Genomic DNA, 24,086 nt, shown 5'->3' with positions numbered 1-24,086 from the left:
GAATGGATGCCATCGGCCTGGGGGCCGGCGTGTTGATCGCCGTCGTGGTCCTGATCGTCCTGGTGCTGCTGTTCGTCGTGAGCCGGTTGTTCCGCAAGGTGCCGCAGGGCAAGGCGCTGATCATCTCGAAGGTGCGCAAGGTCGACGTCACCTTCACCGGCGCGGTCGTGCTGCCCGTGCTGCACAAGTCCGAGGTCATGGACATCTCGGTGAAGACCATCGACATCGAGCGCACCGGCCAGGAAGGCCTGATCTGCCGCGACAACATCCGCGCCGACATCCGGATTTCGTTCTTCGTCCGCGTCAACAAGACCGTCGAGGACGTCGTGAAGGTCGCGCAGGCGATCGGCACCGAACGCGCGAGCGACCAGGGCACCCTGCAGGAACTGTTCAACGCCAAGTTCTCCGAGGCGCTGAAAACCGTCGGCAAGCAACTCGACTTCGTCGACCTCTACACCAAGCGCAACGAGTTCCGCGACCAGATCATCCGCGTCATCGGCACCGACCTCAACGGCTACAGCCTCGAAGACGCGGCGATCGACTACCTCGAGCAGACCCCGATGGCGTCGCTCGATTCAGCCAACATCCTGGACGCGCAGGGTATCCGCAAGATCACCGAGCTGACGGCGATCGAGCACGTGCGCACCAACGAATTCCGCCGTCACGAAGAAAAGGAGATCACGCGCCAGAACGTCGACGCGCGTGAAGCGATCCTCGAACTCGAGCGCCGCCAGGCCGACGCCGAAATCAAGCAGCGCCGCGAAATCGAAACCATGCGGGCGCGCGAAGAAGCCGAAATCGCGAAGGTGCAGGCCGAGGAGCGGCTCAAGTCGCAGGCCGCGCAGCTGCGCACCGACGAGCAGCTCGGCATCCAGCAGCAGAACCAGCAGCGCGAGATCGAGGTCGCCGGCAAGAACCGCGAACGCGTCATCGCCATCGAGTCCGAGCGGATCGAAAAGGACCGCCTGCTCGAAGTGATCGGCCGCGAGCGCGAGACCGAGCTGTCCCGGATTTCCAAGGACAAGGAACTCGAGACCGAAAAGCGGTCGATCGCCGAGGTGATCCGCGAGCGGATCGCCGTCGAAAAGACCGTGGCCGAGCAGGAAGAGAACATCAAGAAGCTGCGCGTGGTCGAGGAGGCTCAGCGCGACCGCGAGGCGGTCGTCATCCGCGCCGAGGCCACCGCCCAGGAGAACCTGGTCAAGGGCATCAAGGCCGCCGAGGCCGCGGAGCAGGCCGCCAAGTTCAAGGCCCGCGAGGAGCTGACCCTCGCCGAGGCGCGCCAGCAGGCCGCCGAGCTGGAGACGCGGGCGAAGATCCGGCTCGCGGAGGGCATCCAGGCCGAGGAGGCGGCGGCCGGGCTCGCCGCCGCGCAGGTCCGGGAGCGCGACGCCGTCGCGCTGGAGAAGATCGGCCGCGCCGAGGCGATCGTCGAGCGCGAGAAGGCCGTCGTGATCGCCGAGGCGTTGCGCGACAAGCTGAAGGGCGAGGCCGAGGGCCTCACCGACAAGGCCGCCGCGTTGGCCGCGCTCGACAACGCCAGCCGGGAGCACGAGGAGTACCGGCTGCGGCTGGACGCCGAGAAGGAGATCCGGCTGGCCGCGCTCGACGTGCAGCGGGACGTCGCCGAAGCGCAGGCCGTCGTGCTCAGCGCCGGCCTGGAGAAGGCCGACATCGACATCGTCGGCGGCGAGACCACGTTCTTCGACCGGATCGTCGGCTCGATCGGCCTCGGCAAGAGCGTCGACGGCTTCGTGCAGCACTCCGACGTCGTCGGGGCGCTCGCGCGGCCCTACGTCGACGGGTCGGCGAACTTCACCGACGACCTCGCCAAGCTGATCGGCGCGGTCAGCACCGAAGACGTGAAGAACCTGACGCTGTCGGCCTTCCTGGCGAAGCAGCTGCAGGCCGGCGGGCCGGACAGCGACAAGCTCCGTGAGCTGATGACCACGGCGCAGCGGCTCGGCCTCGCCGAGACGTCGGTCGCCACCGTCGTCGCCGCGAAGCAGTGACGACGGCCGAAACGCAGCTGGACGCGGGCACCTATGACGTGCTCCGCGTCCGGCTGGCCGCCCAGGCCGCCGAGCTGGCGAAGCGCGCGGACGAGCTCAACGCGCGGCGGCTGGAGGTGTTCGGCAGCGCGCAGCTCGCGCTGGTCGGCACCGAACGGATCCGCACCGCCAACAACTGCGTGCCGCGGGACATCGTCGCGGTCGACGGGCGGATGCTGTTCGGCTACAACGTCTTCATCGGCCTGAAGCCCGAGACGGCGATCGACGACGTCTTCTCGCTGCAGCGCTTCAGCCGCGACGGGGACGCGTTCCGCTTCGACGACGTCAGTGCGGAGGAACTGCCCGAACTGCTGCGTGACGAGCAGTTCGGGCGGGACTTCGGCGAGCTCTACCGGTACTACCGGCAGGCGAAGCTGCTGCAGCTGCGCCGGCTGGACGGGAAACTGCTCGCGGTGTTCCAGATCGGCCCGCGCACCGAGGACATCCGGGTGCTGCGGTGGGGTGTCGCGGCCGACGGCACCGTGTCCTATCTGGACAGCCGCGGCGAGCGGGACCACGTCTTCCCGCCGTCGCACGACTTCGAGTGGATCGAGACGACCCGCGAGGACCACGTCCTCGGCCGGCATCCGCACATCTCGATCGAGGACGAGGTCTTCGTCGAGACCGTCGGCGGCAACCTGACGGTCAAGGTCGAGAACAACACCGAGACCGGCGCCGGCGTGTATTCCGAGCCGGTGGACGAGCCGCTGCAGAGCCTCGCCGACGCCGAGGTCTCCTACGCCCGGATCGGCCCGCTGATCCTGCTGCGCATGCTGCCGTACAAGGAAACCACGTACCGCTACCTGGTGTTCAACACGCGCACCCAGGACGTCGTGCGGCTCGACGGCATCGGGCAGGCCTGCCAGCGGCTCCCCGAGGACCACGGCATCATCTTCCCCGGCGGCTACTACCTCGACACCGGCGTCAGCAAGACGTTCGACACCACTGTGGACGGTCTCGAGTTCGAGCGCGTGATCCGCTCGCCCAACGGCGAGGACGTGCTGTACGTCTTCCACGCGCGGGCCGAGGGACGTTCGCTCCTGCTGCCGTACAACGTGATCCGCAAGGAGGTCGCCAACCCGATCCCGTGCCACGGGTACTCGCTGTTCGACGACGGCACGATGATCCTGTTCCGCGCGCTGTCCGACGAACCGAGCCGGGTGCACCCGATGCAGGTGTGGCGGACGCCGTTCCAGTCGGACACCTACGCCGCGTCGCAGCCGGCCGGCACGGGACCGCTCGAGCGGGTCGGGAACGCCGACCTCGTCCGCGGGATCTCGGACTGCCTGTCGATCACCAGGATGATCGGGGAAATGGCGCCGTCGGCGGCGGTGTTCGAGGCGCTGATCGCCGCCTGCGCGCGGGTTTTCGACCACTACCACTGGCTCGGCGAGAGTGAGCTGGGTGACCTTCGCTCGCCGCTGTCCGACGTCCGCGTGACGGCCGAGCAGGTGCTGGACGAGTTCGAGACGGTCACCTCGCTCACCGCGCAGGCGGCCGAAGCCGTCGACACCGCGGCGGCCGACACAGCGTCGCTCGTGCGGCGGGTCCGGGGCGAGGCGCTCAACGCGGCGGACGCGTGGGTGCGGCGCCTGGCTGAGATGCACCGGGCGCGCGGGCGGCTGGTCACCGTGCGGGAGCTGCGGTACGCCGACACCGCCCGCGTGGACACGCTGATCGCGGACCTGGACACGGAGTTCTCCGAGGCCGCGCAACGGGCCGTGCGCTTCCTGCAGGGCGAGGAGGCGTTCACCGGCTACCACGCCGAAGTGGACGGGCTCATCGCGGCGGCGGGCGCGATCAAGACCGTCGCCGAGGCCGGCCCGGTCGCCGAGCAGCTCGACGAGCAGTCCGCCGGCCTGGAGGTCCTCACCGACGTCGTGGGCGGGCTGGACATCGCCGACGCCGTCGTGCGGACGAAGATCCTGGAGCGCGTCGGCGAGGTGATCGGCGCCGTCAACCGCGCCCGGGCCACCCTGGAAGCGCGCCGCAAGGAACTCCTGGAGACCGAAGGCCGCGCGGAGTTCGCGGCCGAGTTCGCGCTGCTCGCGCAGGCCGTCACGGGTGGGCTCGCGGTCGCGGACACCCCCGAGCGCTGCGACGAGCAGCTGGGCCGGCTGCTGTTGCAGCTGGAGAACCTCGAATCGCGGTTCGGGGAGTTCGACGACTTCCTGACCGCGCTCGGCGAGAAGCGCACCGACGTCTACGAGGCCTTTTCCTCGCGCAAGCAGGCGCTGCTCGACGAGCGGGCGCGCCGGGCGGACCGGCTGGTCGAGTCGGCCGGGCGCATCCTCGGCAGCGTGACACGCCGGGTGGGTTCGCTCGGCTCGGCGGAGGAGATCAACACCTACTTCGCGGCCGACCCGATGGTCTCGAAGCTGCGCAGCGTCGTCGACGATTTGCGGGCGCTCGGCGACCAGGTGCGGGCCGAGGAGCTGGAAGGCCGCGTGAAGGCCGCTCGCCAGGAGGCCGGCCGGGCCCTGCGCGACCGCCTCGACCTCTACGGCGAGGGCGGCGAGACGATCCGCCTGGGCCGCAACACCTTCGCCGTCAACACCCAGGACATCGACCTCACGCTGGTGCCGCACGACGGCTCGATGAAGTTCGCGATCACCGGCACCGACTACCGGGCCGCCGTGCGCGACCCCGCGTTCGAGGCGACCCGGCCGTACTGGGAGCAGCTGCTGGTCTCGGAGTCGCCGGAGGTCTACCGGGCCGAGTACCTCGCGACGTCGATCCTCGCCGAGCGGCCGGCGGCCGAGCTGGTCGAGGCCGACCTGCTGGACGTCGTGCGGAGCGTGGCGGGGGAGCGGTACGACGAGGGGTACGCGCGCGGCGTCCACGACCACGACGCCGCCGCGATCCTGGGCGCCCTGCTGCGGCTGCGGTCCGCCGCCGGGCTGCTGCGCTACCCGCCCGCGGCCCGGGCGGCGGCCCAGCTGTTCTGGGCCTTCGGGGCCGACGAGCGGGCGCGCGCTGCCTGGACGACGCGGGCCGCGTCGCTCGCGCGGGTGCGGGAGGCGTTCGGCGCCACCCCGGCGATCGACGCGCTGGCGCGGGAACTCGGGGACGCGATCACGGCGTTCACCGACGGGCTCGGGCTCGAGACCGAGCTCGCCGGCGAGTACCTGGTCGAGGAACTCGCCGCCACCCCGCCCGGGTTCGTCACCAGCGGCGGCGCGCGGGCGGTGCTGGACAAGTTCCGGCTCGACCGACGGAGCTTCGCCGAAGACCTGGGTTCGCTCGACGACCTCGCGGACCGGTACCAGCTCGCCGACGCGTGGCTGCGGTCCTTTGTGGACGCGGCCGGGCTGCCGGCCGACGAGCTGCCCGAAGCCGTCGCGATCGAGCTGTGCGACCTGCCGCGGTACGACTCGTCGGCGACGCTGACGGCCACTGTGGACGGTCTGCTCGGCGCGCACCCGCGGCTCGCCGGGCGGTCGGTGACGGTCCGGCTCGACGAAACGCTCGCCAGGACGCACCGCTTCCGCCGTGACCGCGTGCCGGGTTTCCGCGCGTACCAGCGGCTGCGCAACGACCTGGTGGCGGCCGAACGCGACCGGCTCCGGCTGGCGGAGTACCAGCCGAAGGTGATGAGCGCGTTCGTGCGCAACCGGCTGCTCGACGAGGTCTACCTGCCGCTCATCGGCGACAACCTGGCCAAGCAGCTCGGCGCGGCCGGGGACGCCAAGCGCACCGACCAGTCCGGGCTGCTGCTGCTCATCTCGCCGCCGGGGTACGGCAAGACGACGCTCATGGAGTACGTCGCCAGCCGACTCGGGCTGGTGTTCGTCAAGGTCAACGGGCCGGCGCTGGGTCACGACGTCACCTCGGTCGACCCGGCGGACGCGCCCAACGCGACCGCGCGGCAGGAGGTCGAGAAGATCTCGTTCGCGCTGGAGCAGGGCAACAACGTGCTGCTGTACCTCGACGACATCCAGCACACGTCGCCGGAACTGCTGCAGAAGTTCATCTCGCTGTGCGACGCGCAGCGGCGGATGGAAGGCGTGTGGGAGGGCCGCACGCGGACGTACGACCTGCGCGGCAAGCGGTTCGCGGTGTGCATGGCCGGCAACCCCTACACCGAGCAGGGCAAGCGGTTCCGCATCCCCGACATGCTCGCCAACCGCGCGGACGTGTGGAACCTCGGCGACGTGCTGTCCGGCAAGGAAGAGCTCTTCGCGCTGAGCTACATCGAGAACGCGTTGACGTCGAACGCCGTGCTGGCGCCGCTCGTGTCGCGGGATCGGTCCGATGTGGACGTTCTGGTCCGGATGGCCAACGGCGACGGTTCCGTGCGGGCCGACCAGCTTTCGCACGGCTATTCGGCCACGGAGCTGGAGCAGATCCTGGCTGTACTGCGGAAACTGGTGCGGGTCCAGCGGACGGTGCTGGCGAACAACCAGGCGTACATCGCCTCGGCGGCGCAGGCGGACGCGTCGCGGACCGAACCGCCGTTCCAGCTGCAGGGTTCGTACCGGAACATGAACAAGCTCGCCGAGCGCATCGTGCCGGCGATGAACGACGCGGAGCTCGAGGCCCTGATCGACGACCACTACGCCGGCGAGGCGCAGACGTTGACCTCGGGCGCCGAGGCCAACCTGCTCAAGCTGGCCGAGCTGCGAGGGCGGCTGACGCCTTCGCAGTCCGAGCGGTGGGCCGCGGTCAAGGCCGCGTACCTGCGCGAGCAGGCCCTGGGCGGCGACGGCGAGGACCCGCTGAGCCGCGCGGTCGGCGCGGTGGGCCTGCTGGCCGACCGGGTGGGCGCGATCGAGACGGCCATCGGCCGCGCGGCACAGCGGCTGGCGCGGGAAGAGGTGCCGGCGGGCGAGCTCGACCCGCCGACCGGGTGACGTAGCTGCTTTCCGCGGAACTGAGGGAGGCCTCGGGCGTGACGTCGCCGGACGGGGTGCAACGCCGTCGATTCCGCGGTCCCGCAACCGCTCGATGTCGCCGGCGGGGAACGGCCAGTCGTTGCCGATCAGCTTGGGCTGCATGGCGTGGTTCGTCTGTGCTGTCACGGTGAGCGCCGCCGGGTTCCGGCCGAGGCGTCCGGCGGTGGCCCGGAAACGTTCGGCCTGACGTGGCGGCGGTCCGGCGGTACGTGTTCGACGCGATCGAGCTCGCCCAGGTGGCCGAGCTGTCCGACATCGGCCGCCGGGTCGAAGGCGAGCACGCCGGGTTGCGGTTCGCCGGGTCAGCGGGCTGACGTCCGCTCGTCGTACTCTTGTTGCGCGGCGACGACCTCGCCGCTGTGCTCGATCGTCCACTTGTGCAGGCAGATGAACGGTCCGCGGAACGACTCGCCCAGGGGTGTGAGGGAGTACTCGACGCCGACCGGCGAGGTCGCGAGCACCCGGCGCCGGATCAGGCCGTTGCGCTCCAGCCGGCGCAGCGTCTGGGTCAGCACCCGCTGCGTCACGCCGTCCAGCTGCCGCTTGATCTCGTTGAACCGGGTCGGCTCTTCCAGCACTTGCATCGCCATCATCGACCACTTGTCGGCGACCTGATCGAGGATCGGGCGGCTCGGGCAGTCGGCGCTGAACCGCGGAGCCTCGGCGGCCGGGGTGGTGTCCATCAGGATCCTTAGTGCTCGGAAAGTGCGTTATTGATCATTCGAAGCGCGTGGACCAGGGTAGGTATACATCGCAAACCTACCTGCTTGAGGGGAACCGTGAACCTGGACACCATGAAGGCCGCGTTCTTCACCGCGAACGGCCCCGCGAAGACCGTGCTGCGGGTGCTCGACGTCGCGCGCCCGGAACCCGGCCCCGGCCAGGTGCGCGTTCGCGTCGCGCTCTCCGCGATCAACCCCGGCGACATGTGGATGAGGACGAACTCGTCGCCGGAGGACTTCAGGCCGGTCGGGGACCGCACCGGCCGCATCCCGCACCAGGACGGCACCGGCGTGATCGACGCGGTCGGCGCGGGTGTCGACGAGAGCCGGCTCGGCGAACGCGTGTGGATCTGGTTGGCCGGGTCCGGCACGCCGTGGGGGACCGCCGCCCAGTGGACCGTCGTCCCTTCCGAACAAGCGGTCCGGCTGCCGGACGGGACGTCCGACGAACTGGGCGCCAGCTTGGGCATCCCGGCGATGACCGCGCACCGGTGCCTGCACGCCGACGGCTCACCGAAGGACCGCACGGTGCTCGTCGCGGCCGGCGCGGGCGCCGTCGGCCACTACGCGATCGAACTCGGCAAGATCGCCGGCGCGCGGATCGTGACCACCGTCAGCGGACCGGAGAAGGCGGCGCTCGCCCGCGCCGCCGGCGCGGACCTCGTCGTGAACTACCGCGACGCCGACGCCGCCCGGCAGATCCTCGACGCGACCGGCCCGGTCGACCGCGTCATCGAAGTCGCGCTGACCGACAACCTGGAGCTCGACCTGACGGTCGCGGCCCCGGGAGCGACGATCGTGACCTACGCGGCGCAACCGGCGGACCCGGCCCTGCCGGTGTTCCGGCTGATGTGGCCGAACCTCGTGCTGAGGTTCGCGCTGCTCCTCACCGAACCGCGCGACGCCCTCCTGCACGCGGCCGCGGAAATCACCTCGGCGCTGGAGCGGAACCTGCTTTCGCCCCTCCCGGTCCACGCCTTCGACCTGGCCGACGTGGCGGCCGCGCACGAAGCAGTCGAGAACGGCATCACCGGCAAGGTCGTACTCGACCTGCGCTGACGAACGACCCGGGTGATGCCCCACCGCGGGAAGCGCGGCGCTGTTCGCACAAAGTTGAGTCGCCACTGAGCGAACGGTGCACTATTGCGGCTGCGAGACTGGTCGTCAACTCGACGAGGTAAAGGAGTTCGCAATGGCCTCTGACGCGCTTGAGGGACCGGTGTCGGCGTCGAGCGGGTCGGGGCAGCCGGTCCTCGCGCTGCTGGACAAGGCCATCGGCTTGCAGGCACCGCTGGTGCGCAAGAACATCGCACGGGCCCGTCAGCGCAACCCGGAGGCGGCACCGGCTGAGGTCGTGCGCGCCCTGGAGCGGATGTTCGTCAGCGCCCTGGCAGGCACCGGAGCTGCGGTCGGGGCCACCGCGGCCGCCCCGGCCGTCGGTACCGGGGTCGCGTTGGCGTTGTCGGCGGGCGAGGCTTTCTCCTCGCTCGAACTGAGCACCCTGTTCGTGCTCTCGGTCGCCGAGGTCCACGGGGTCCGGCTGGACGAGATCGAACGTCGGCGGACGCTGGTCATGGGAATCCTGCTCGGCCAGTCCGGTTCGTCGACCATCGTCGGCAAGGCCGCCGAACGGACCGGTCAGCACTGGGCCCGTCAGCTGGTCAGCAAGGTGCCCATGACGACGTTGAACCAGATCAACAGCGTCCTGGGCAAGAACTTCGTCACCAAGTACGGCACCAAGCAGGGCATCATCGTGCTCGGCCGCGTGGCTCCCTTCGGCATCGGTGCGGTGATCGGCGGTGGCGCCAATGCCGCCGTGGCGGCCCTGGCAGTCCGAGCCGCCCGACGCGCGTTCGGCCCTGCCCCGCAGACATGGCCCGAGGCGGAGCGGGACTCCGCGCCTCCCGGCGCGAAGTTCCCGGACCGATGACTGTCACATAGGTCATTCCTATGTAGAACATAAAGATTCGCACTTTGCGCCTATGCATTGGACTACCTACTCTCGTGATCGCGGCGCCGGCCACTTTCCGGTTCCGGAACGAGAGAAACGGAAGCCATGACTGACAACACTCCGAAGAGGTTGCACGGAAAGGTCGCGCTCGTGACCGGGGCCGCCAAGGGGATCGGGGCGGGTATCGCGAAAGAGTTCGCCGCCGCCGGGGCCGCCGTGGTGGTCAACTACGCCGCTGACGCCGAAGGCGCGCAGAAGGTCGTGAGCCACATCCGCGACAACGGAGGGGCGGCGGTCGCGGCTCAGGGCGACGTCTCCGTTCCCGGGGACGTCGAACGCGTCTTCGCCGAGGTTGTGCGGGCTTACGGCCGGTTGGACGTCGTGGTCAACAACGCCGGGGTGTGGCACACGGAACCGATCGAAGCCGTGACACAGGAGCACATCTCGCGCCAGCTGTCGGTCAACGTCCTCGGTCCCATCCTCACCATCCAGGAGGCGCTCAAGCACTTCGGGCCCGGCGGCGGCTCGATCATCAACATCGGGTCGCTCGACAGCGCTCGCGCGGTTCCCGGGATGGCCGTCTACGCCGCCACCAAGGGCGCTGTCGACGCTCTCACCCGGGTGCTGGCCGCCGAGCTCGGTCCGCGCGGGGTCAGGGTCAACACCCTCGCGCCGGGCGGCGTGGAGACCGAGGGCATCCGTGCCGCGGGCTTCATCGGGAGCGACGCCGAAAAAGCGATGATCGAGCGCACGCCGCTGGGGCGCCTGGGCCGGCCGGAAGACCTGGCGAAGGTCGCGGCGTTCTTCGCCTCCGATGACGCCGCGTGGGTCACCGGCGAGCGCCTCACCGCGTCGGGCGGCCTTCGGAGCTGACTTACCGGCCACGGCGACCTGGACCGGCACCGTGGCCCCGGTGAGCACGGTTACACCTGAGCCATGCCGCCGTCGACGCAGAGTTCGGCGCCGGTCATGAAACTGCTGTCGTCCGAGGCCAGGAACAGCGCCGCGCCGGCGAGCTCCTCGGGGCGTCCGAGCCGGCCCATGGGGACGTGCGTGGCCATCTGCGCGCGCAGCGCCGCCGGGTCCTGCCCGAAGTACGCGGCCTGCCCGTCGATGATGGCGGTGTCGAACGGGCCCGGGCTCAGCACGTTGACCCGCAGGCCCCGGCCGCCGAACTCGGCCGCCCACACGCGCGCGTAGGAACGCACGGCCGCCTTCGCCGCGCTGTAGGTCGTCGATCCGGGGAGTCCCTTGAACCCCTGGATCGAGCCCACCAGGACGATCGAGCCGCCGGCCGGCATGAGCGGCAGCATCGTCTGGACGGTGAACATCGTGCCGCGCGCGTTGACGTCGAACGTCCGGTCGAAGTGGTCCTCGGTCACCTCGCCGAAATCCGCCCGCTCGATGATGCCCGCATTGGCGACGAGCACGTCGAGGCGCCCGCTTTCCCGGCCGATGGTCTCCACCAGACCGCCGAGATCGGCCGATGACGTGGAGTCCGCGACGACCGCCGTGACCCGCCCGTCGAGGGAAGCCGTTGCGTCGTCGAGAACTTCCTTGCGTCGTCCCGTGATGTAGACGTGGGCGCCTTCGGCGGCGAACCTCTCGGCGATGGCCAGGCCGAGGCCCGCTCCGCCACCCGTGACCAGAGCCACCTTGTCCGCGAGACGCATTCTTTCTCCTTTTCCGGCACGAACCGCGACTTACGAGCCGAAATTTACGCACGTGCCGGCATAGGCGCAAAGAGAGTTCTACTATGCTCCATATAGAACAATTCTATGCAGGGAGGTGGTTCCGGATGAACCTGCGGCAGTACGAGTACGCGCTGACGGTGGCCGAAGAGGGCAGCGTCACGGCGGCGGCCGAGCGGCTGGGACTGACTCAGCCGTCGCTGTCCCAGCAGATCGGCACCTTGGAGAAGCAGGTCGGGGTGCGCCTGTTCACGCGGACTCCGCAGGGCATGACGCCGACCGTGGCGGGGCGGGCTTTCCTGGTGGAAGCGGAACTCGCCGCCGCTGCCTCCCGGCGTGCGTTCACCGCGGCCCGCGCCGCCGACGGCGAGCTGGCGGGCGAGCTGGTCATCGCCGTCCACATGGGACTCGGGGCCCGCCAGCTCCCGCGCGCGCTCGGCGAGCTGCGTCGCCGCCACCCGCACCTGCAGGTCACCATCCACGAGGAACCCGATCCCGCGGACATGGAGCGGCTGGCGCGCCAGGGCACGCTCGACATGCTCCTGGTGCACGAGATCCCGCCGGGCTGCACCTTCGACATCCACCCGCTGGGCCAGGAGTCCTACGTCGCCGTGCTCCCGCAAGGCCACCCCCTGCTTCGCCGGCGCAAGCCGCTGCTCCTCGAAGAGCTCGCGGCCGAGGGGTGGGTGCGCTTCCGTCGCACCAGCAAGCTCGACGACTACCTGGCGCGCCTGCTCGCCGACCGCGGCCTCGCCCCGCGGACGGTCGGCCGGGCCTCGCAGATCGCCACCGCGGTGCGGCTCGCCGCGGAAGGTCTCGGCGTCGCCATCGCGCCGTCCTCCGCGATCCCCGACGGCTTCGAAGAGCTGGCCCGCCCGCTCCGCCCGGCCCTCTCGGAGCCGGTGGTCGCGGGGGTGCGCCACGCGCCGGGCCGGGCCGAGACCGCATTGCTGGACCAGCTGAAGCGGCAGGACTGGTCGGGCACCGGTGTCCCAGCGCTGTGACGGTCTTGGCCCGCGGGTCCGTCAGGCGACGCGGGAACCGGCGGCGGTGGTGAAGCGCAGCTCGACCCGGGTGGGCAGGTCGTCGAGGTCGAGAGCCTGGCACAACCGCGGCACGCCCTCGTCGCGGATGCGGTCCCGGATCTCGGCGGGATCGCCGTCCTGCTCGACCGAGACGACCGCGAGCAGCTCGGGGCGCTCGCGGGTCCCGGTGAGGGAGGCGGACGCGGTGCGGACGCCGGGGTAGCCGCGCAGCTCCTCGGTGAACGGCCCGACCGCCGCGGTGGTGGCCAGCTCGGTGGTGCCGGCGTCGGGATCGGCTTCGAACCGCCAGGTGCGGCCGGCCGGCTTGCGGACCAGCTGGGCGGCCAGCCAGCGCAGCCCGGCCAGCGCGACGACGATCCCGGCGGCCGCGCTCACGTACAGCACCCAGGTCGGGGGCAGCTCGGTACCTGGCACGATCGGCCGATCCGCGCCGAGCGCCGGGAGCCAGTGGAAGCGGATCGCCGCCGGGACCGCACCGGCGGCGATCAGCAGCAGCCCGAACGCGGCCAGCAGCGTCCGGTTGAGACGGGCGGGACGGTTCACGACGTGCTCCTCACTGCGCGAAGACGGACCTTGACCTCGGGACGGCGGACCGGGTCGATCCGGTCCAGCCGCGCGGTGACCGCGTCGCGGACCGCGTCGGCGATCCCGTCGGGGCGGGTACGCCGGGTGCGCACCCGCACCCGGACGCTGCGCCGCCGCACCTTCAGCCGCACGTCGTCCACGCCGTCGACCCGCGCCGCGGCCGCACGGAGGGTGGAGCCGAAGCTGTGGCGCGAGGCGCCCGAGTCCGGGGCGCCGCGCAGCGGGAGCACGGTGAGCTTGCCCGGCAGCACCGCGGCGAGCACCAGGACCAGGCCGAGCAGGGCGACGACGCCGCCGGTGACGACGACCGGCAGGTCGGCCCAGCGGACGTCGTGCAGCCGCCGGGCGGTGGCGCCGTAGTCCAGCCACGGACGCTCGCCGAGGATCATCTGGATGACCACGACGGCGGCGAGCGCGCCGGCCGCGGCCAGCACCAGGGCGATCAGGGCGGCCGGTGTGCTGCGGCGGGGGCGGCGTTTCACGAGACCCTCCTCGACGACGTGGCCGGCGCGTGCAGCGCGGTGACGGTGATGTCCACCCGTTCGACGTCGAGCCCGGTCAGTTCGCTGACCCGCGTGCGCAGGTGGGCCCGGGCGTCTTCGGTGGTGCGGGCGACCGAGGCCGGGTAGGTGATCGACAGCCGGGTGGCCAGCCGGACCCGGTCGCCGTCGACCTCGGCGTCGACCTTCACCGAGCGCTCGGCGTCTTCGCCGCCGAGCGCGACCCCCAGCACGCGCCCGGCGGCGCCGCCGACGTCGCCGATTTCGCGGGCGGCGTGCGCGGCGATCCGTCCGACCGCGTGGCCGGAGATGACCAGTTCACCCCGCTCTTCGGCGGGCACGGTGGCGGTCACGGGTCAGCCCCGGTCCCGGCCGAACAGCTGGACGAGGTCGATCTTGCCGTCGAGGTGACGGCCGATCAGGAACCCGATCGCGCCGAGCACGAGCACGGCCAGGAACGCGCCGAACCCGCCGAAGGCGAGCGCGAGGCCGAGCACGAGGCCGGTCAGCAAACCTGTCCTGGTGGCATTCATGGGAACCTCCGTCAAGAAGTGGTGGGTGCGGCCACGTCGCCGACGTACACGCGTACGGGCCGGTCGAGCGGGCCGAGCGCTCCCCGGATGGCGGACACCGCTTCGGCGACCGTGGCCGGATAGCGGAGCACGACACCGACGGTCACGTCGCCGTCGGCGACGCGCACCCCGGCGACGCGCCGGCCGGGCAGCAGGGTCGCGATTTCCCCGATCCGGCCGCCGTGCGGGCCCGCCACTTCCGGCAGGCCCGCTACCGCGGCGGCGATCGCGACCGCGTCGGGTGTCACTGCACCCGGCCGGTGTCGGCGCTTTGGTCGTCGGCGTCGTCGCCGGGCAGGTTGAGGTCGCCGACGGCGATGTTGACCTCGACGACCTCCAAGCCGGTCATCCGCTCGACCGCGGTGATCACGTTGCGCCGCACGGACCGCGAGAGGTCGGCGATGGACACGCCGTACTCGACGACGAGCTGCAGGTCGACCGCGGCCTGCTTTTCGCCCACCTCGACCGAGACGCCCTGGCCCGCGGAGGCGGTCGCGCCGGGAATGCGTTCGCGGATCGCGGAGAAGGCGCGGGCAGCGCCGCCGCCGAGGAGTGGACGCCGGGCACTTCCCGGGTGGCCAGGCCGGCGATCTTCTGCACCACGGTGTCCGCGATCGTGGTCGCGCCCTGGCTGGTGACGAGGGCGCCGGTCGTCTCGGTGGCGGTGGCGGGCGCCTTCGTGGTCGTCTCGGCCATGGTGGTCCTCCTTCGTCGAGTGGACGGTTGTGCCGGGAAGACCCGGCACGGACCGGGATCGTCACGGCCTCGTTCGTGTGAACAGGCTCACGCGACCGGGGAAATGACGAACGGCCCGGTGCGGTGTCTTGATGAGCAGGACCGTCCACAGGGGACGATGTCCCGCACGGGAGGAGTGGCTCATGTCGTTGGGCGACAAGATCGGGAACAAGGCCGAAGACTTCGGCGGCAAGGCCAAGGAGACGGCGGGCAAGGTCACCGGCGACGACGAGCTGCGCGCCGAAGGCCAAGCCGACCAGGCCAAGGCCGGAGTCAAGGACGCGGTCGAGAACGTCAAGGACGCCGTCGGCGACGCCGTGGACAAGGTCAAGAACGTCTTCAAGAAGGACTGAACCCACCCCGGGGCGGGTGGCCGGCGAGGCCTGAGGGAGCGAGCCGGCCACCCGCCCTCCGGGGGCCGTTCGACGTTCGCGTTCTCGGTTGGACAGCGCAGAGGCGCGCACCGCTCTTGTGGCTGATTCCGGCCGGCCGGTCGCGCTGGAAGAAGCCGGCGGGAACCAGAGACGAAAAAACCGCCCAACCTGGATCTTCGGATCCGGTGGGCGGTGCTTCGAGAGAGTGGAGCTAAGGGGACTCGAACCCCTGACCCCCTCACTGCCAGTGAGGTGCGCTACCAGCTGCGCCATAGCCCCGAGGCGAAGGTGAACTCCGCATCTCGTATGCCCATACATTACACCCCGCCCCGACCCCCTCCGCGCGGGGGTACCTACACCCACCCCAACCCCTTGACCTGCACTTTCACACCTTATTTTTAGTCGTGTATTGACTCCCGGTGTGGCCCCCGTTACATTTTGCGCGGTTGTGACGCCGAGGTCCCCGCCCGTTACGCCGCGTCTACCCAGACCGGGCACGCCTCTGCCGTTTCCTGCTCGATGGACGCCGCGCACGCGGCAGAGGAGGTTTCGCATGAAGAGGGTGACGACGCTGCTCGCGGCGGCGTTGGTCCTGGTCGGCAGCGCGGTGGCGACGAGAACCGCCGAGGCCGCCATCGCTCCCGATGGCTGGTACACCGTGGCCGCCGCCAACAGTGGGAAGTGCGTGGACGCGCGGGCCGCCGGCAGTGCCGACGGGACCGTTGTCCAGCAGTACTCCTGCAACCAGAGCACCTCGCAGCAGTGGCAGTTCCAGTCGACCGGGGACGGCTACTTCCGGGTGAACGCGCGCACCAACCCGGCCGCCGCCTGGGATGTCACCGACGTCTCCACCGCCGATGGTGGTCTGGTCCAGCTCTGGTCCTATTCGAACGGTGCGAACCAGCAGTGGCAGGCCGTCGACGAAGGCAGTGGCCGGTACCACTTCGTCAGCCGCAACAGCGGTAAGTGCCTCGACGTGCCCGGTGCGTCCGTCGCCGACTCGGTGCAGCTCCAGCAGTACGCCTGCAACGGCACCGCCGCGCAGTCCTTCATGCTGAGCCCCGTGAACACCAGCCAGCCGGGCCAGCCGGACTTCGGGCCGAACGTCGTCGTCTTCGACCCGTCGATGCCGAGCTCGACCATCCAAAGCCGGCTCAACAGCATCTTCAGCCAGCAGGAACGCAACCAGTTCGGCAGCCAGCGCTACGCCGTGATGTTCAAGCCGGGCACCTACGCCAACGACGTCAACGTCGGCTTCTACACGCAGGTGCTGGGGCTCGGCCTCAGCCCGGACGCGGTCAACATCAACGGCGCCGTGCACGTCGAGGCCGACTGGTTCCCGCCGCAGAACGCCACCCAGAACTTCTGGCGGGGCGCCGAAAACCTCTCCGTGACGCCGACCGGGGGCGCCGACCGGTGGGCGGTCAGCCAGGCCGCGCCGTACCGCCGCATGCACGTCCGCGGTGACCTGCAGCTCGACGACGGCGGCTGGGCCAGCGGCGGGTGGATCTCCGACACGAAGATCGACGGCCAGGTCCGCTCCGGCTCGCAGCAGCAGTGGATCTCCCGCAACTCGCAGTTCGGCAGCTGGAACGGCTCGAACTGGAACATGGTCTTCGCGGGCGTCCAGGGCGCCCCGGCCAACACCTTCCCGAGCCCGCCCTACACCACGGTCGGCCAGACGCCGGTCGTGCGCGAGAAGCCCTTCCTCTACATCGACGGCGCCGGCAACTACCAGGTCTTCGTGCCCGGCGTGAAGACCAACGCGTCCGGCACGAGCTGGGCGAACGGCACCGCGCCCGGCACGTCGCTGCCGATCGGCCAGTTCTACATCGCCAAGCCCGGCGCCACCGCCGCCGACATGAACGCGGCGCTCGCCGCGGGCAAGAACCTGCTGGTCACCCCCGGTGTCTACCACCTCAACCAGACGCTGCGCGTCACCCGGCCGGACACCGTCGTGCTCGGGCTCGGCATCGCCACGCTGATCCCGGACAACGGCATCACCGCGATGACCGTGGACGACGTCGACGGCGTCAAGCTCGCCGGCCTGCTGATCGACGCCGGCACGACCAACTCGAACACGCTCATGCAGGTCGGCCCGGCCGGCTCGACCGCCAGCCACGCGGCCGACCCGACGTCGCTGCACGACGTGTTCTTCCGGATCGGCGGCGCCGCCGTCGGCAAGGCGACGAACAGCCTGGTCGTCAACAGCAGCAACGTGATCGGCGACCACATGTGGATCTGGCGCGCCGACCACGCCGAGCGCAACGAGTACGTCGGCTGGGGCACCAACACCGCCGACACCGGGCTCACCGTCAACGGCAACGACGTGACGATGTACGGCCTGTTCGTCGAGCACTACCAGAAGACGCAGGTCGTCTGGAACGGCAACGGCGGCCGGACGTACTTCTTCCAGAACGAGATGCCCTACGACGTGCCGAACCAGGCGAGCTGGATGAACGGGTCCACGCCGGGCTACTCGGCCTACAAGGTCGGCCCGAACGTCACCAGCCACGAAGCGTGGGGCCTGGGCAGCTACTGCTACTTCAGCACCAACCCGTCCGTGGCCAGCGCGCACGCGTACGAGGCGCCGAACACGGCGGGTGTCCGCTTCCACGACATGGTGACCGTGTCGCTCAACTACCAAGGCACGATCACGCACGTCATCAACAACACCGGCCCGGCGACCCCGGCCGGCACCAAGGCCGTCAACCTGGTGAGTTACCCCTGAGCAACCGGCGTGCGCCGTGGTGGCGGCCGCGGCGCACGCCGGTCCTTCAACTCCGCGGTGGGGTACCCCCGAACGGGGTGTTTAGGAAGCCGGGCGGGGGTAATCGTCGCGATACTGAGGTCCCCAACCGATCCGGGAGCGGCAGATGACCTCCTTCGCAGCGTTCTCCGTCGTCGAACCCCGCAAAGCGTGGCCGCTGGTGGCCGTCCGCGGTGGGTTCGCCGTGCTCTTCGGTCTCTTCGCACTGATCTGGCCGGGCGCCACCGTGCTCGTGCTGGCCGTCCTCTATGGCATTTACGCGATCGTCGACGGCGTCGGCGCCCTCATGCAGGCGTTCCGCCCGGGTGACACCGGGCACCGGGTGGCGTACGGCGTCCTCGGCGCGCTCGGCATCATCGCCGGCATCCTCGTCCTGGTCTGGCCCGGCATCACCGTCCTGCTGCTGGCCCTGCTGGTCGGCTTCTGGGCGATCGTGACCGGGATCGCCGAGATCGCCGCGGCGATCCGCCTGCGCAAGCAGATCCAGGGCGAGGCCTTCCTCATCCTGGCCGGCGCGATCTCCGTGCTCGCCGGCGTCCTCATCGTGATCAACCCGATCGCCGGCGCGTACGGCATCGCGGTGCTCGTCGGCGTCTACGCGCTGATCTACGGGATCGTGCTCCTCGTGCTGGGCTTCCGCCTGCGCAAACTGGGGGACACGACCCCCGCGAGCTGAGTAGCGTCGCGGGGGTGTCGACCCGCGAACTGGTGGTGCTGGGCACCGCTTCCCAGGTGCCCACGCGCCACCGCAACCAGAACGGCTACCTCCTGCGCTGGGACGGCGAGGGCATCCTCTTCGACCCCGGCGAAGGCACCCAGCGCCAGATGCTGCGGGCGGGCGTCGCGGCCTCCGACATCACGCGCCTCTGCGTCACCCACTTCCACGGCGACCACAGCCTCGGCCTCCCCGGGATCATCCAGCGGCTCTCGCTCGACAAGGTCAAGCACCCGGTCCACGCCCACTTCCCGGCGTCCGGCGCGCACTACTTCGAACGCCTGCGGCACGCGACGGCGTTCTACGAGCAGGCCGACCTGCGTGAGCACCCGATCACCGGGGACGGCCCGATCGCCACCGGCAAGCTCACCCTCGAGGCGAGGCGCCTGAGCCACCCCGTCGAGGCGTTCGGCTACCGCCTGGTCGAGCCCGACGGCCGCACCATGCTGCCCGGGAAACTGCGGGAACACGGCATCGCGGGCCCCGACGTCGGACGGCTCCAGCGCGAAGGGCGCCTCGGCGCCGTCGAACTCGACGACGTGAGCACGCCCCGCCCCGGCCAGCGGTTCGCCTTCGTCATGGACACCCGCCTCTGCGACGCCGTCTACGCCCTCAGCGAAAACGCCGACACGCTCGTGATCGAGTCGACGTTCCTGGCCGAGGACACCGCGCTGGCCAAGGACTTCGGTCACCTGACCGCCCGGCAGGCCGCGCGCGTCGCCGCCGAATCCGGCGTCCGGCAGCTCGTGCTGACCCACTTCTCGCAGCGCTACCCCGATCCGGAGCGGTTCCTGGACGAAGCGAAAGCCGAGTTCGGCGGCGACATCGTCGTGGCGCGGGACCTGGAGCGGGTCCAGGTGCCGAAACGCCGGTCCTCCCCAGCGGACCGCGCGGCGCCGTAGGCTGCACCTCGTGAGCCAGCCGATCCTGATGACCGTCGACGACGATCCCGCCGTGTCCCGCTCGGTCGCCCGTGACCTGCGGCGCCGCTACGGCAAGGACTACCGCGTCATCCGTGCCGACTCCGGCATGGACGCGCTCGAAGCACTGCGCGAGATCAAGCTGCGCGGCGACGCCGTCGCGGCCATCCTCGCCGACTACCGGATGCCGCAGATGGACGGCATCGCCTTCCTCGAGAAGGCGATGGACCTGTTCCCGCACGCCCGCCGCGCCCTGCTGACCGCCTACGCCGACACCGACGCCGCGATCCAGGCGATCAACGTCGTCGACGTCGACCACTACCTGCTCAAGCCGTGGGACCCGCCGGAGGAGAAGCTCTACCCGGTGATCGACGCGCTGGTCGAGACGTGGCGCGCGGTCGGCGACAAGCCGGTCGAAGAGGTCAAGCTCCTCGGCCACAAGTACTCGTCGCCTTCGTTCCACATGCGCGACTTCCTCGCCCGCAACGCCGTGCCGTACCGCTGGTACTCGGTCGAAGAGGACGAGGGCAAGCGCCTGCTCCAGGCCGCCGAAGCGACCGAAGCCGACATCCCGGTGGTCGTCACGCCGGGCGGCGCCGTGCTCAAGAACCCGAGCGGCGGCGAGATCGCCGACGCGGTCGGTTTGTCGACCCGCCCGGCCCAGGAGTTCTACGACCTCGTCGTGATCGGCGGCGGCCCGGCCGGCCTCGGCGCCGCGGTGTACGGCGCGTCCGAGGGCCTGCGCACGGTGCTCGTCGAGAAGAAGGCCACCGGCGGCCAGGCGGGCACGAGCTCGCGCATCGAGAACTACCTCGGCTTCCCCGACGGCGTCTCCGGCGCGCAGCTGACCGACCGGGCCCGGCGCCAGGCGCAGAAGTTCGGCGCCGAGGTGCTGACCGCGCGCGACGTCGTCGGCCTGGAAGCCCGCGGCTCGTCCCGCGTGATCACCTTCGGCGACGGCAGCGAGATCGCCGCGCACTCGGTGATCCTCGCCAGCGGCGTCACCTACCGCGCCCTGGAGGCCGACGGCATCGAAGAGCTCTCCGGCCGCGGCGTCTACTACGGCTCGGCCGCGACCGAAGCACCCGAGTGCAAGGGCGAGCACGTCTACATCGTCGGCGGCGCCAACTCGGCCGGGCAGGCCGCGGTGTTCTTCTCCCGCCACGCCAGCGACGTCACGATCCTGGTGCGCGGCGCCTCCCTGGAGGCCTCGATGTCGCACTACCTGATCGAGCAGATCGCCGGCATCGAGAACATCCACGTCCGCACGCACACCACGGTCAAGCAGGCCCACGGCGACGGCCACCTCGAGCGGCTGACGCTGTGCGAGAACGGCGTCACCGAGACGGTCGACTCCGGCCACCTCTTCATCTTCATCGGCGCCGCCCCGCGCACCGACTGGCTCGGCGAGACGATCCACCGCGACGAGCACGGCTTCGTCCGCACCGGTCCGGACCTGCTCACCGCCGGTCAGCGGCCGGCCGGCTGGCCGCTCGACCGTGATCCGCACTACCTCGAATCGTCGATCCCCGGCGTGTTCGTGGCCGGCGACGTGCGGTCCCAGTCGGTCAAGCGGGTGGCCTCCGCGGTCGGCGAGGGCGCGATGGCCGTGACGCTGGTACACCGGTACCTGGAGGAACAATGAGCGCACTGCCGCGGGAAGAGCTTCGCGGGCTCTTCCTGTTCGAACACCTTTCCGAAGACCAGCTCGACTGGATCGCCGCCAACGCCGTGCTCGAGGAGTACGAAGGCGACAGCGTGGTCATCCAAGAGGGCGGCGAAGCGACCTGCTTCTACGTCCTGTTGAACGGCGCGATCCGGATGACGCGCATGGTCAGCGGCACCGAGGTGGAGACCAACCGGTCCGACCAGCGCGGAGCGTACTTCGGGGCCACGCAGTTCTTCGTGCACCAGGACACCGAGCACACGTTCGGCACGACGGTGCACGCGCTCTCCGACGTCACGCTGCTCGCGCTGCCGTCGAAGGAGTTCTCCGTCGAGTTCCGCAGGTGGTTCCCGATGGCGACGCACCTGCTGGAGGGCATGTACCTCGGCTGGCGCAACAGCGACACCGTGATCGGCTCGCGGCGCCGGCTCCTGGCCCTCGGCGAGCTGTCGGCCGGCCTCACGCACGAGCTGAACAACCCGGCCGCGGCCGCCGTGCGGGCGACGTCCGCTCTGCGCGAGCGGGTCGCCGGGATGCGGCACAAGCTGGCCTTCCTGGCGAAGAAGGACATCGACCCGGAGCTGCTGTACCAGCTCATCGACGTCCAGGAACGCCTGGTCAAGCAGGTCGCGCAGGCGCCGAAGCTGACCGCGATGCAGCAGGCCGATCGCGAAGACGAGATCACCGACTGGTTCGACGACCGCGGCATCGACGGCGGCTGGGACCTCGCCGACATCTACGTCCGCGCCGGGCTGACCACGCCCGACCTGGACAACGTGCTGGAACAGGTCGGCGACACCTTCATCGACGGCGCCGTCCGCTGGCTCGCCTACGCGCTCGAGACCGAGATGCTGATGGGCGAGATCGAGGACTCCACCACGCGCATCTCGGCGCTGGTCGGCAAGGCCAAGCAGTACTCCCAGATGGACCGGGCGCCGCACCAGTGGGTCGACGTCCACGACGGCCTCGACTCCACGCTGGTCATGCTCGCGGGCAAGATCGGCGACGGCGTCCGGGTGGTCAAGGAGTACGACCGCAGCCTGCCGAAGATCCCGGCGTACGCGGGCGAGCTGAACCAGGTCTGGACGAACATCATCGACAACGCGATCGGCGCCATGAAGGGCGAGGGCACGCTCACCCTGCGCACCTGGGGCCAGAACGACCAGGTCCGCGTCGAGATCGGCGACACCGGCCCCGGCATCCCGGCGGACATCAAGCCGCGGATCTTCGAGCCGTTCTTCACCACCAAACCGGTCGGCGAAGGCACCGGGCTCGGCCTGGACATCTCGTGGAAGATCGTCGTCGAACGGCACCAGGGCGACCTGCGCGTCGAGTCCGAACCCGGCAACACCCGGTTCGAGGTCTGCCTGCCGACGGTCGAGCAGGCTTCGCTCTGATGGTGTCCGTCCCGACGGTCACGACCGAGCTCGGGGCGCTGGTGGGGCTGGCGGGGGACGGCGTCCGCGTCTGGCGCGGGATCCCGTACGCCCGCCCGCCGGTCGGCGAGCTGCGGTGGCGGGCGCCGCGGCCGCCGTCGCTGTCCGGTGGCGTGCACGTCGCCACCGAGTACGGGCCGCACGCCATGCAGTCGCCGGACCCGATGAACCCGTCCGCCGTCTGCGACGAGGACTGCTTGTACCTCAACGTCTGCACGCCCGAAGGCCCCGCGCCCGAAGGCGGCTGGCCGGTGCTGTTCTGGCTGCACGGCGGCGGCTACCGCGTCGGGCACGGCGAGCAGCTGGGTGACGGCGAGGAGTTCGCGCGCGCCGGGATCGTCGTCGTCACGATCAACTACCGGCTCGGCTCGCTCGGTTTCCTGCACCTCGCCGGGATCTTCGGCGACGCCGAAGCGGACGCCGGGGTGTGCGGCCTGCTCGACCAGATCGAGGCGCTGAAGTGGGTGCGCCGCAACGTCTCCGCGTTCGGCGGCGACCCGGCGCGGATCACCGTCTACGGCGTCTCGGCGGGTGCGAAGAGCCTCGGGAACCTGATGGGCAGCCCGCTGTCCGCGGGGTTGTTCGCCCAAGGGATCAGCAGCAGCGGCGGCGCCGACCACGTGGCGACGCCGGCAGCCGGGACGGCGCTGGCGCGGCGGCTCCTCGACGAGGTCGGCTGCCACGACGTGGACGCGTTGCGCGCGTTGCCGGCGAAGGAGTTCGTCGAGGCGCAGGAACGGATCCTCACCGGGCTGCAGGCGCTGTGGCTCTGGCGCCCGACCCTGCACCCGAGGGTGCTGCCCGAGGTGCCGATCGAACCGATCCGGCGGGGCAGCGCGGCCGGGGTCCCGCTGCTGATCGGCTGCAACAGCAACGAAGGCAGCACGTACGCGCTGATGCTCGGCGACGACGTCGCGACGGCGCCGGCTTCGGGGGTGCTCGAAGGCATCCTCGGCGGCGAACGCGCGTCGCACCTCCTCGACACCTACCTCCGCCGCGTCCCCGACCTGAAATCGGCGAAGATCGCCGCGATGGGCGACGAGCGCTACGGCATCCCGACGCAGCGCCTCGCCGACGCGCAGTCCGCGCACGCGCCCGTGTTCCGCTACCGCATCGACATCGCCGCGCCCGGTGTGCCCGAGCAGCTCGACGGCGGCCACGGCACCGAGACGACCATGGCGTGGAAGGTCCCGATGCCGCTGTTCGACCAGGCCATCGCGGTCAACCCCAAGCGGGAGCGCGCCGCGCTGCTCATCCACCGCGCCTGGGTGCGGTTCATCCGCGACGGCGTCGCCGACGCGGACGGCCCCGAATGGCCGTCGTACGGGCCCGAACTGCGCCCGGTGCTGGTTTTCCGGGAAGACACCGATCTGGTGCTCGACCCACGGCCGGACGAGTGGAAGGCCTGGGGCGACGCGGAATGGGCGTCCGGGACCTGGTTCCCGGTGACCTGAGAC

The 24,086-nt window shown here is 70.6% G+C and carries 21 protein-coding genes, 1 tRNA gene and 1 pseudogene; 14 read left to right on the top strand and 9 right to left on the bottom strand.

Features of this window, described 5'->3' with window-relative positions:
- Window positions 1–2 precede the first annotated feature (2 nt).
- The 3 genes from SD460_RS42865 (at window position 3) to SD460_RS42855 (ending at window position 7,260) form a co-directional block, all read left to right on the top strand.
- The gene (locus SD460_RS42865; RefSeq protein ID WP_290059078.1) at window positions 3–2,012 is read left to right on the top strand and encodes a flotillin family protein; all 2,010 of its coding nucleotides are present in this window, start codon (window positions 3–5) and stop codon (window positions 2,010–2,012) included.
- Window positions 2,009–6,904, top strand: coding sequence for a DNA repair ATPase (locus tag SD460_RS42860; protein WP_290059077.1), 4,896 nt, complete (start codon window positions 2,009–2,011; stop codon window positions 6,902–6,904). The genes SD460_RS42865 and SD460_RS42860 overlap by 4 nt, the downstream gene beginning before the upstream one ends.
- A gap of 230 nt (window positions 6,905–7,134) precedes the next feature.
- On the top strand, window positions 7,135–7,260 hold the full coding sequence (locus SD460_RS42855) for a hypothetical protein (RefSeq protein ID WP_290059075.1): 126 nt from the start codon (window positions 7,135–7,137) through the stop codon (window positions 7,258–7,260).
- Here the strand turns inward: SD460_RS42855 and SD460_RS42850 are convergent.
- Window positions 7,249–7,629: a winged helix-turn-helix transcriptional regulator gene (locus SD460_RS42850; RefSeq protein WP_290059074.1), complete on the bottom strand. Its 381-nt coding sequence runs from the start codon at window positions 7,627–7,629 to the stop codon at window positions 7,249–7,251. The genes SD460_RS42855 and SD460_RS42850 overlap by 12 nt on opposite strands.
- A gap of 84 nt (window positions 7,630–7,713) precedes the next feature.
- Between SD460_RS42850 and SD460_RS42845 the strand changes: the two genes are divergently transcribed.
- From SD460_RS42845 to SD460_RS42835, 3 genes are all read left to right on the top strand, one after another.
- The gene (locus SD460_RS42845; protein ID WP_290059073.1) at window positions 7,714–8,727 is read left to right on the top strand and encodes an NADPH:quinone reductase; all 1,014 of its coding nucleotides are present in this window, start codon (window positions 7,714–7,716) and stop codon (window positions 8,725–8,727) included.
- A gap of 133 nt (window positions 8,728–8,860) precedes the next feature.
- Window positions 8,861–9,598, top strand: a complete 738-nt coding sequence (locus tag SD460_RS42840) for a hypothetical protein (protein ID WP_290059072.1) — start codon at window positions 8,861–8,863, stop codon at window positions 9,596–9,598.
- 126 nt (window positions 9,599–9,724) lie between these two features.
- Window positions 9,725–10,492 (top strand): SDR family NAD(P)-dependent oxidoreductase, encoded by a 768-nt coding sequence (locus SD460_RS42835; protein ID WP_290059071.1) that lies wholly within the window; start codon window positions 9,725–9,727, stop codon window positions 10,490–10,492.
- Window positions 10,493–10,542: 50 nt separating this feature from the next.
- Here SD460_RS42835 and SD460_RS42830 read toward each other — a convergent pair whose 3' ends face one another.
- Entirely contained in the window at window positions 10,543–11,292 is a 750-nt protein-coding gene (locus SD460_RS42830; RefSeq protein WP_290059070.1) for an SDR family NAD(P)-dependent oxidoreductase, read from the bottom strand.
- Window positions 11,293–11,417: 125 nt separating this feature from the next.
- On the opposite strand from SD460_RS42830, the gene SD460_RS42825 reads away from it, so the two are divergent.
- On the top strand, window positions 11,418–12,314 hold the full coding sequence (locus tag SD460_RS42825; protein WP_318307637.1) for a LysR family transcriptional regulator: 897 nt from the start codon (window positions 11,418–11,420) through the stop codon (window positions 12,312–12,314).
- Window positions 12,315–12,335: 21 nt separating this feature from the next.
- Here the strand turns inward: SD460_RS42825 and SD460_RS42820 are convergent, their stop codons facing one another.
- From SD460_RS42820 to SD460_RS42795, 6 genes and pseudogenes are all read right to left on the bottom strand, one after another.
- Window positions 12,336–12,899, bottom strand: coding sequence for an Asp23/Gls24 family envelope stress response protein (locus SD460_RS42820; RefSeq protein ID WP_318307636.1), 564 nt, complete (start codon window positions 12,897–12,899; stop codon window positions 12,336–12,338).
- A complete protein-coding gene (locus SD460_RS42815) occupies window positions 12,896–13,423 on the bottom strand; it encodes a DUF6286 domain-containing protein (protein WP_290059067.1) in 528 nt (175 codons plus the stop codon). The genes SD460_RS42820 and SD460_RS42815 overlap by 4 nt, the downstream gene beginning before the upstream one ends.
- Entirely contained in the window at window positions 13,420–13,794 is a 375-nt protein-coding gene (locus SD460_RS42810; protein ID WP_318307635.1) for an Asp23/Gls24 family envelope stress response protein, read from the bottom strand. The genes SD460_RS42815 and SD460_RS42810 overlap by 4 nt, the downstream gene beginning before the upstream one ends.
- A gap of 3 nt (window positions 13,795–13,797) precedes the next feature.
- On the bottom strand, window positions 13,798–13,974 hold the full coding sequence (locus tag SD460_RS42805; RefSeq protein WP_176170725.1) for a hypothetical protein: 177 nt from the start codon (window positions 13,972–13,974) through the stop codon (window positions 13,798–13,800).
- 11 nt (window positions 13,975–13,985) lie between these two features.
- Window positions 13,986–14,261 (bottom strand): hypothetical protein, encoded by a 276-nt coding sequence (locus tag SD460_RS42800; protein WP_290059066.1) that lies wholly within the window; start codon window positions 14,259–14,261, stop codon window positions 13,986–13,988.
- A pseudogene (locus SD460_RS42795) lies at window positions 14,258–14,709 on the bottom strand (Asp23/Gls24 family envelope stress response protein). Before SD460_RS42795 ends, SD460_RS42800 begins: the two are co-directional and overlap by 4 nt.
- Window positions 14,710–14,891: 182 nt before the next feature.
- Here SD460_RS42795 and SD460_RS42790 point away from each other — a divergent pair.
- Window positions 14,892–15,101, top strand: a complete 210-nt coding sequence (locus tag SD460_RS42790) for a CsbD family protein (protein WP_290059065.1) — start codon at window positions 14,892–14,894, stop codon at window positions 15,099–15,101.
- A gap of 227 nt (window positions 15,102–15,328) precedes the next feature.
- Here SD460_RS42790 and SD460_RS42785 read toward each other — a convergent pair.
- Window positions 15,329–15,401: transfer RNA gene (locus SD460_RS42785), tRNA-Ala, on the bottom strand.
- 274 nt (window positions 15,402–15,675) lie between these two features.
- Between SD460_RS42785 and SD460_RS42780 the strand changes: the two genes are divergently transcribed.
- The 6 genes from SD460_RS42780 (at window position 15,676) to SD460_RS42755 (ending at window position 24,083) form a co-directional block, all read left to right on the top strand.
- A complete protein-coding gene (locus tag SD460_RS42780) occupies window positions 15,676–17,853 on the top strand; it encodes a pectate lyase-like domain-containing protein (protein ID WP_318307634.1) in 2,178 nt (725 codons plus the stop codon).
- Window positions 17,854–17,998: 145 nt separating this feature from the next.
- Entirely contained in the window at window positions 17,999–18,568 is a 570-nt protein-coding gene (locus SD460_RS42775; protein WP_290060162.1) for an HdeD family acid-resistance protein, read from the top strand.
- Between the two features lie 14 nt (window positions 18,569–18,582).
- Window positions 18,583–19,509: a ribonuclease Z gene (locus tag SD460_RS42770; RefSeq protein WP_290060163.1), complete on the top strand. Its 927-nt coding sequence runs from the start codon at window positions 18,583–18,585 to the stop codon at window positions 19,507–19,509.
- 10 nt (window positions 19,510–19,519) lie between these two features.
- Complete coding sequence (locus SD460_RS42765) at window positions 19,520–21,172, top strand: response regulator (RefSeq protein WP_290060164.1); 1,653 nt, start codon at window positions 19,520–19,522, stop codon at window positions 21,170–21,172.
- A complete protein-coding gene (locus SD460_RS42760) occupies window positions 21,169–22,590 on the top strand; it encodes an ATP-binding protein (RefSeq protein ID WP_290060165.1) in 1,422 nt (473 codons plus the stop codon). The genes SD460_RS42765 and SD460_RS42760 overlap by 4 nt, the downstream gene beginning before the upstream one ends.
- On the top strand, window positions 22,590–24,083 hold the full coding sequence (locus SD460_RS42755; RefSeq protein WP_290060166.1) for a carboxylesterase/lipase family protein: 1,494 nt from the start codon (window positions 22,590–22,592) through the stop codon (window positions 24,081–24,083). The genes SD460_RS42760 and SD460_RS42755 overlap by 1 nt, the downstream gene beginning before the upstream one ends.
- The last annotated feature ends 3 nt before the right edge of the window (window positions 24,084–24,086 follow it).

This window comes from Amycolatopsis solani (assembly GCF_033441515.1).
Lineage (GTDB): Bacteria > Actinomycetota > Actinomycetes > Mycobacteriales > Pseudonocardiaceae > Amycolatopsis > Amycolatopsis solani.
The sequence above is the reverse complement of the archived record's forward strand: the minus strand, read 5'-3'. Positions and strand labels throughout refer to the sequence as shown.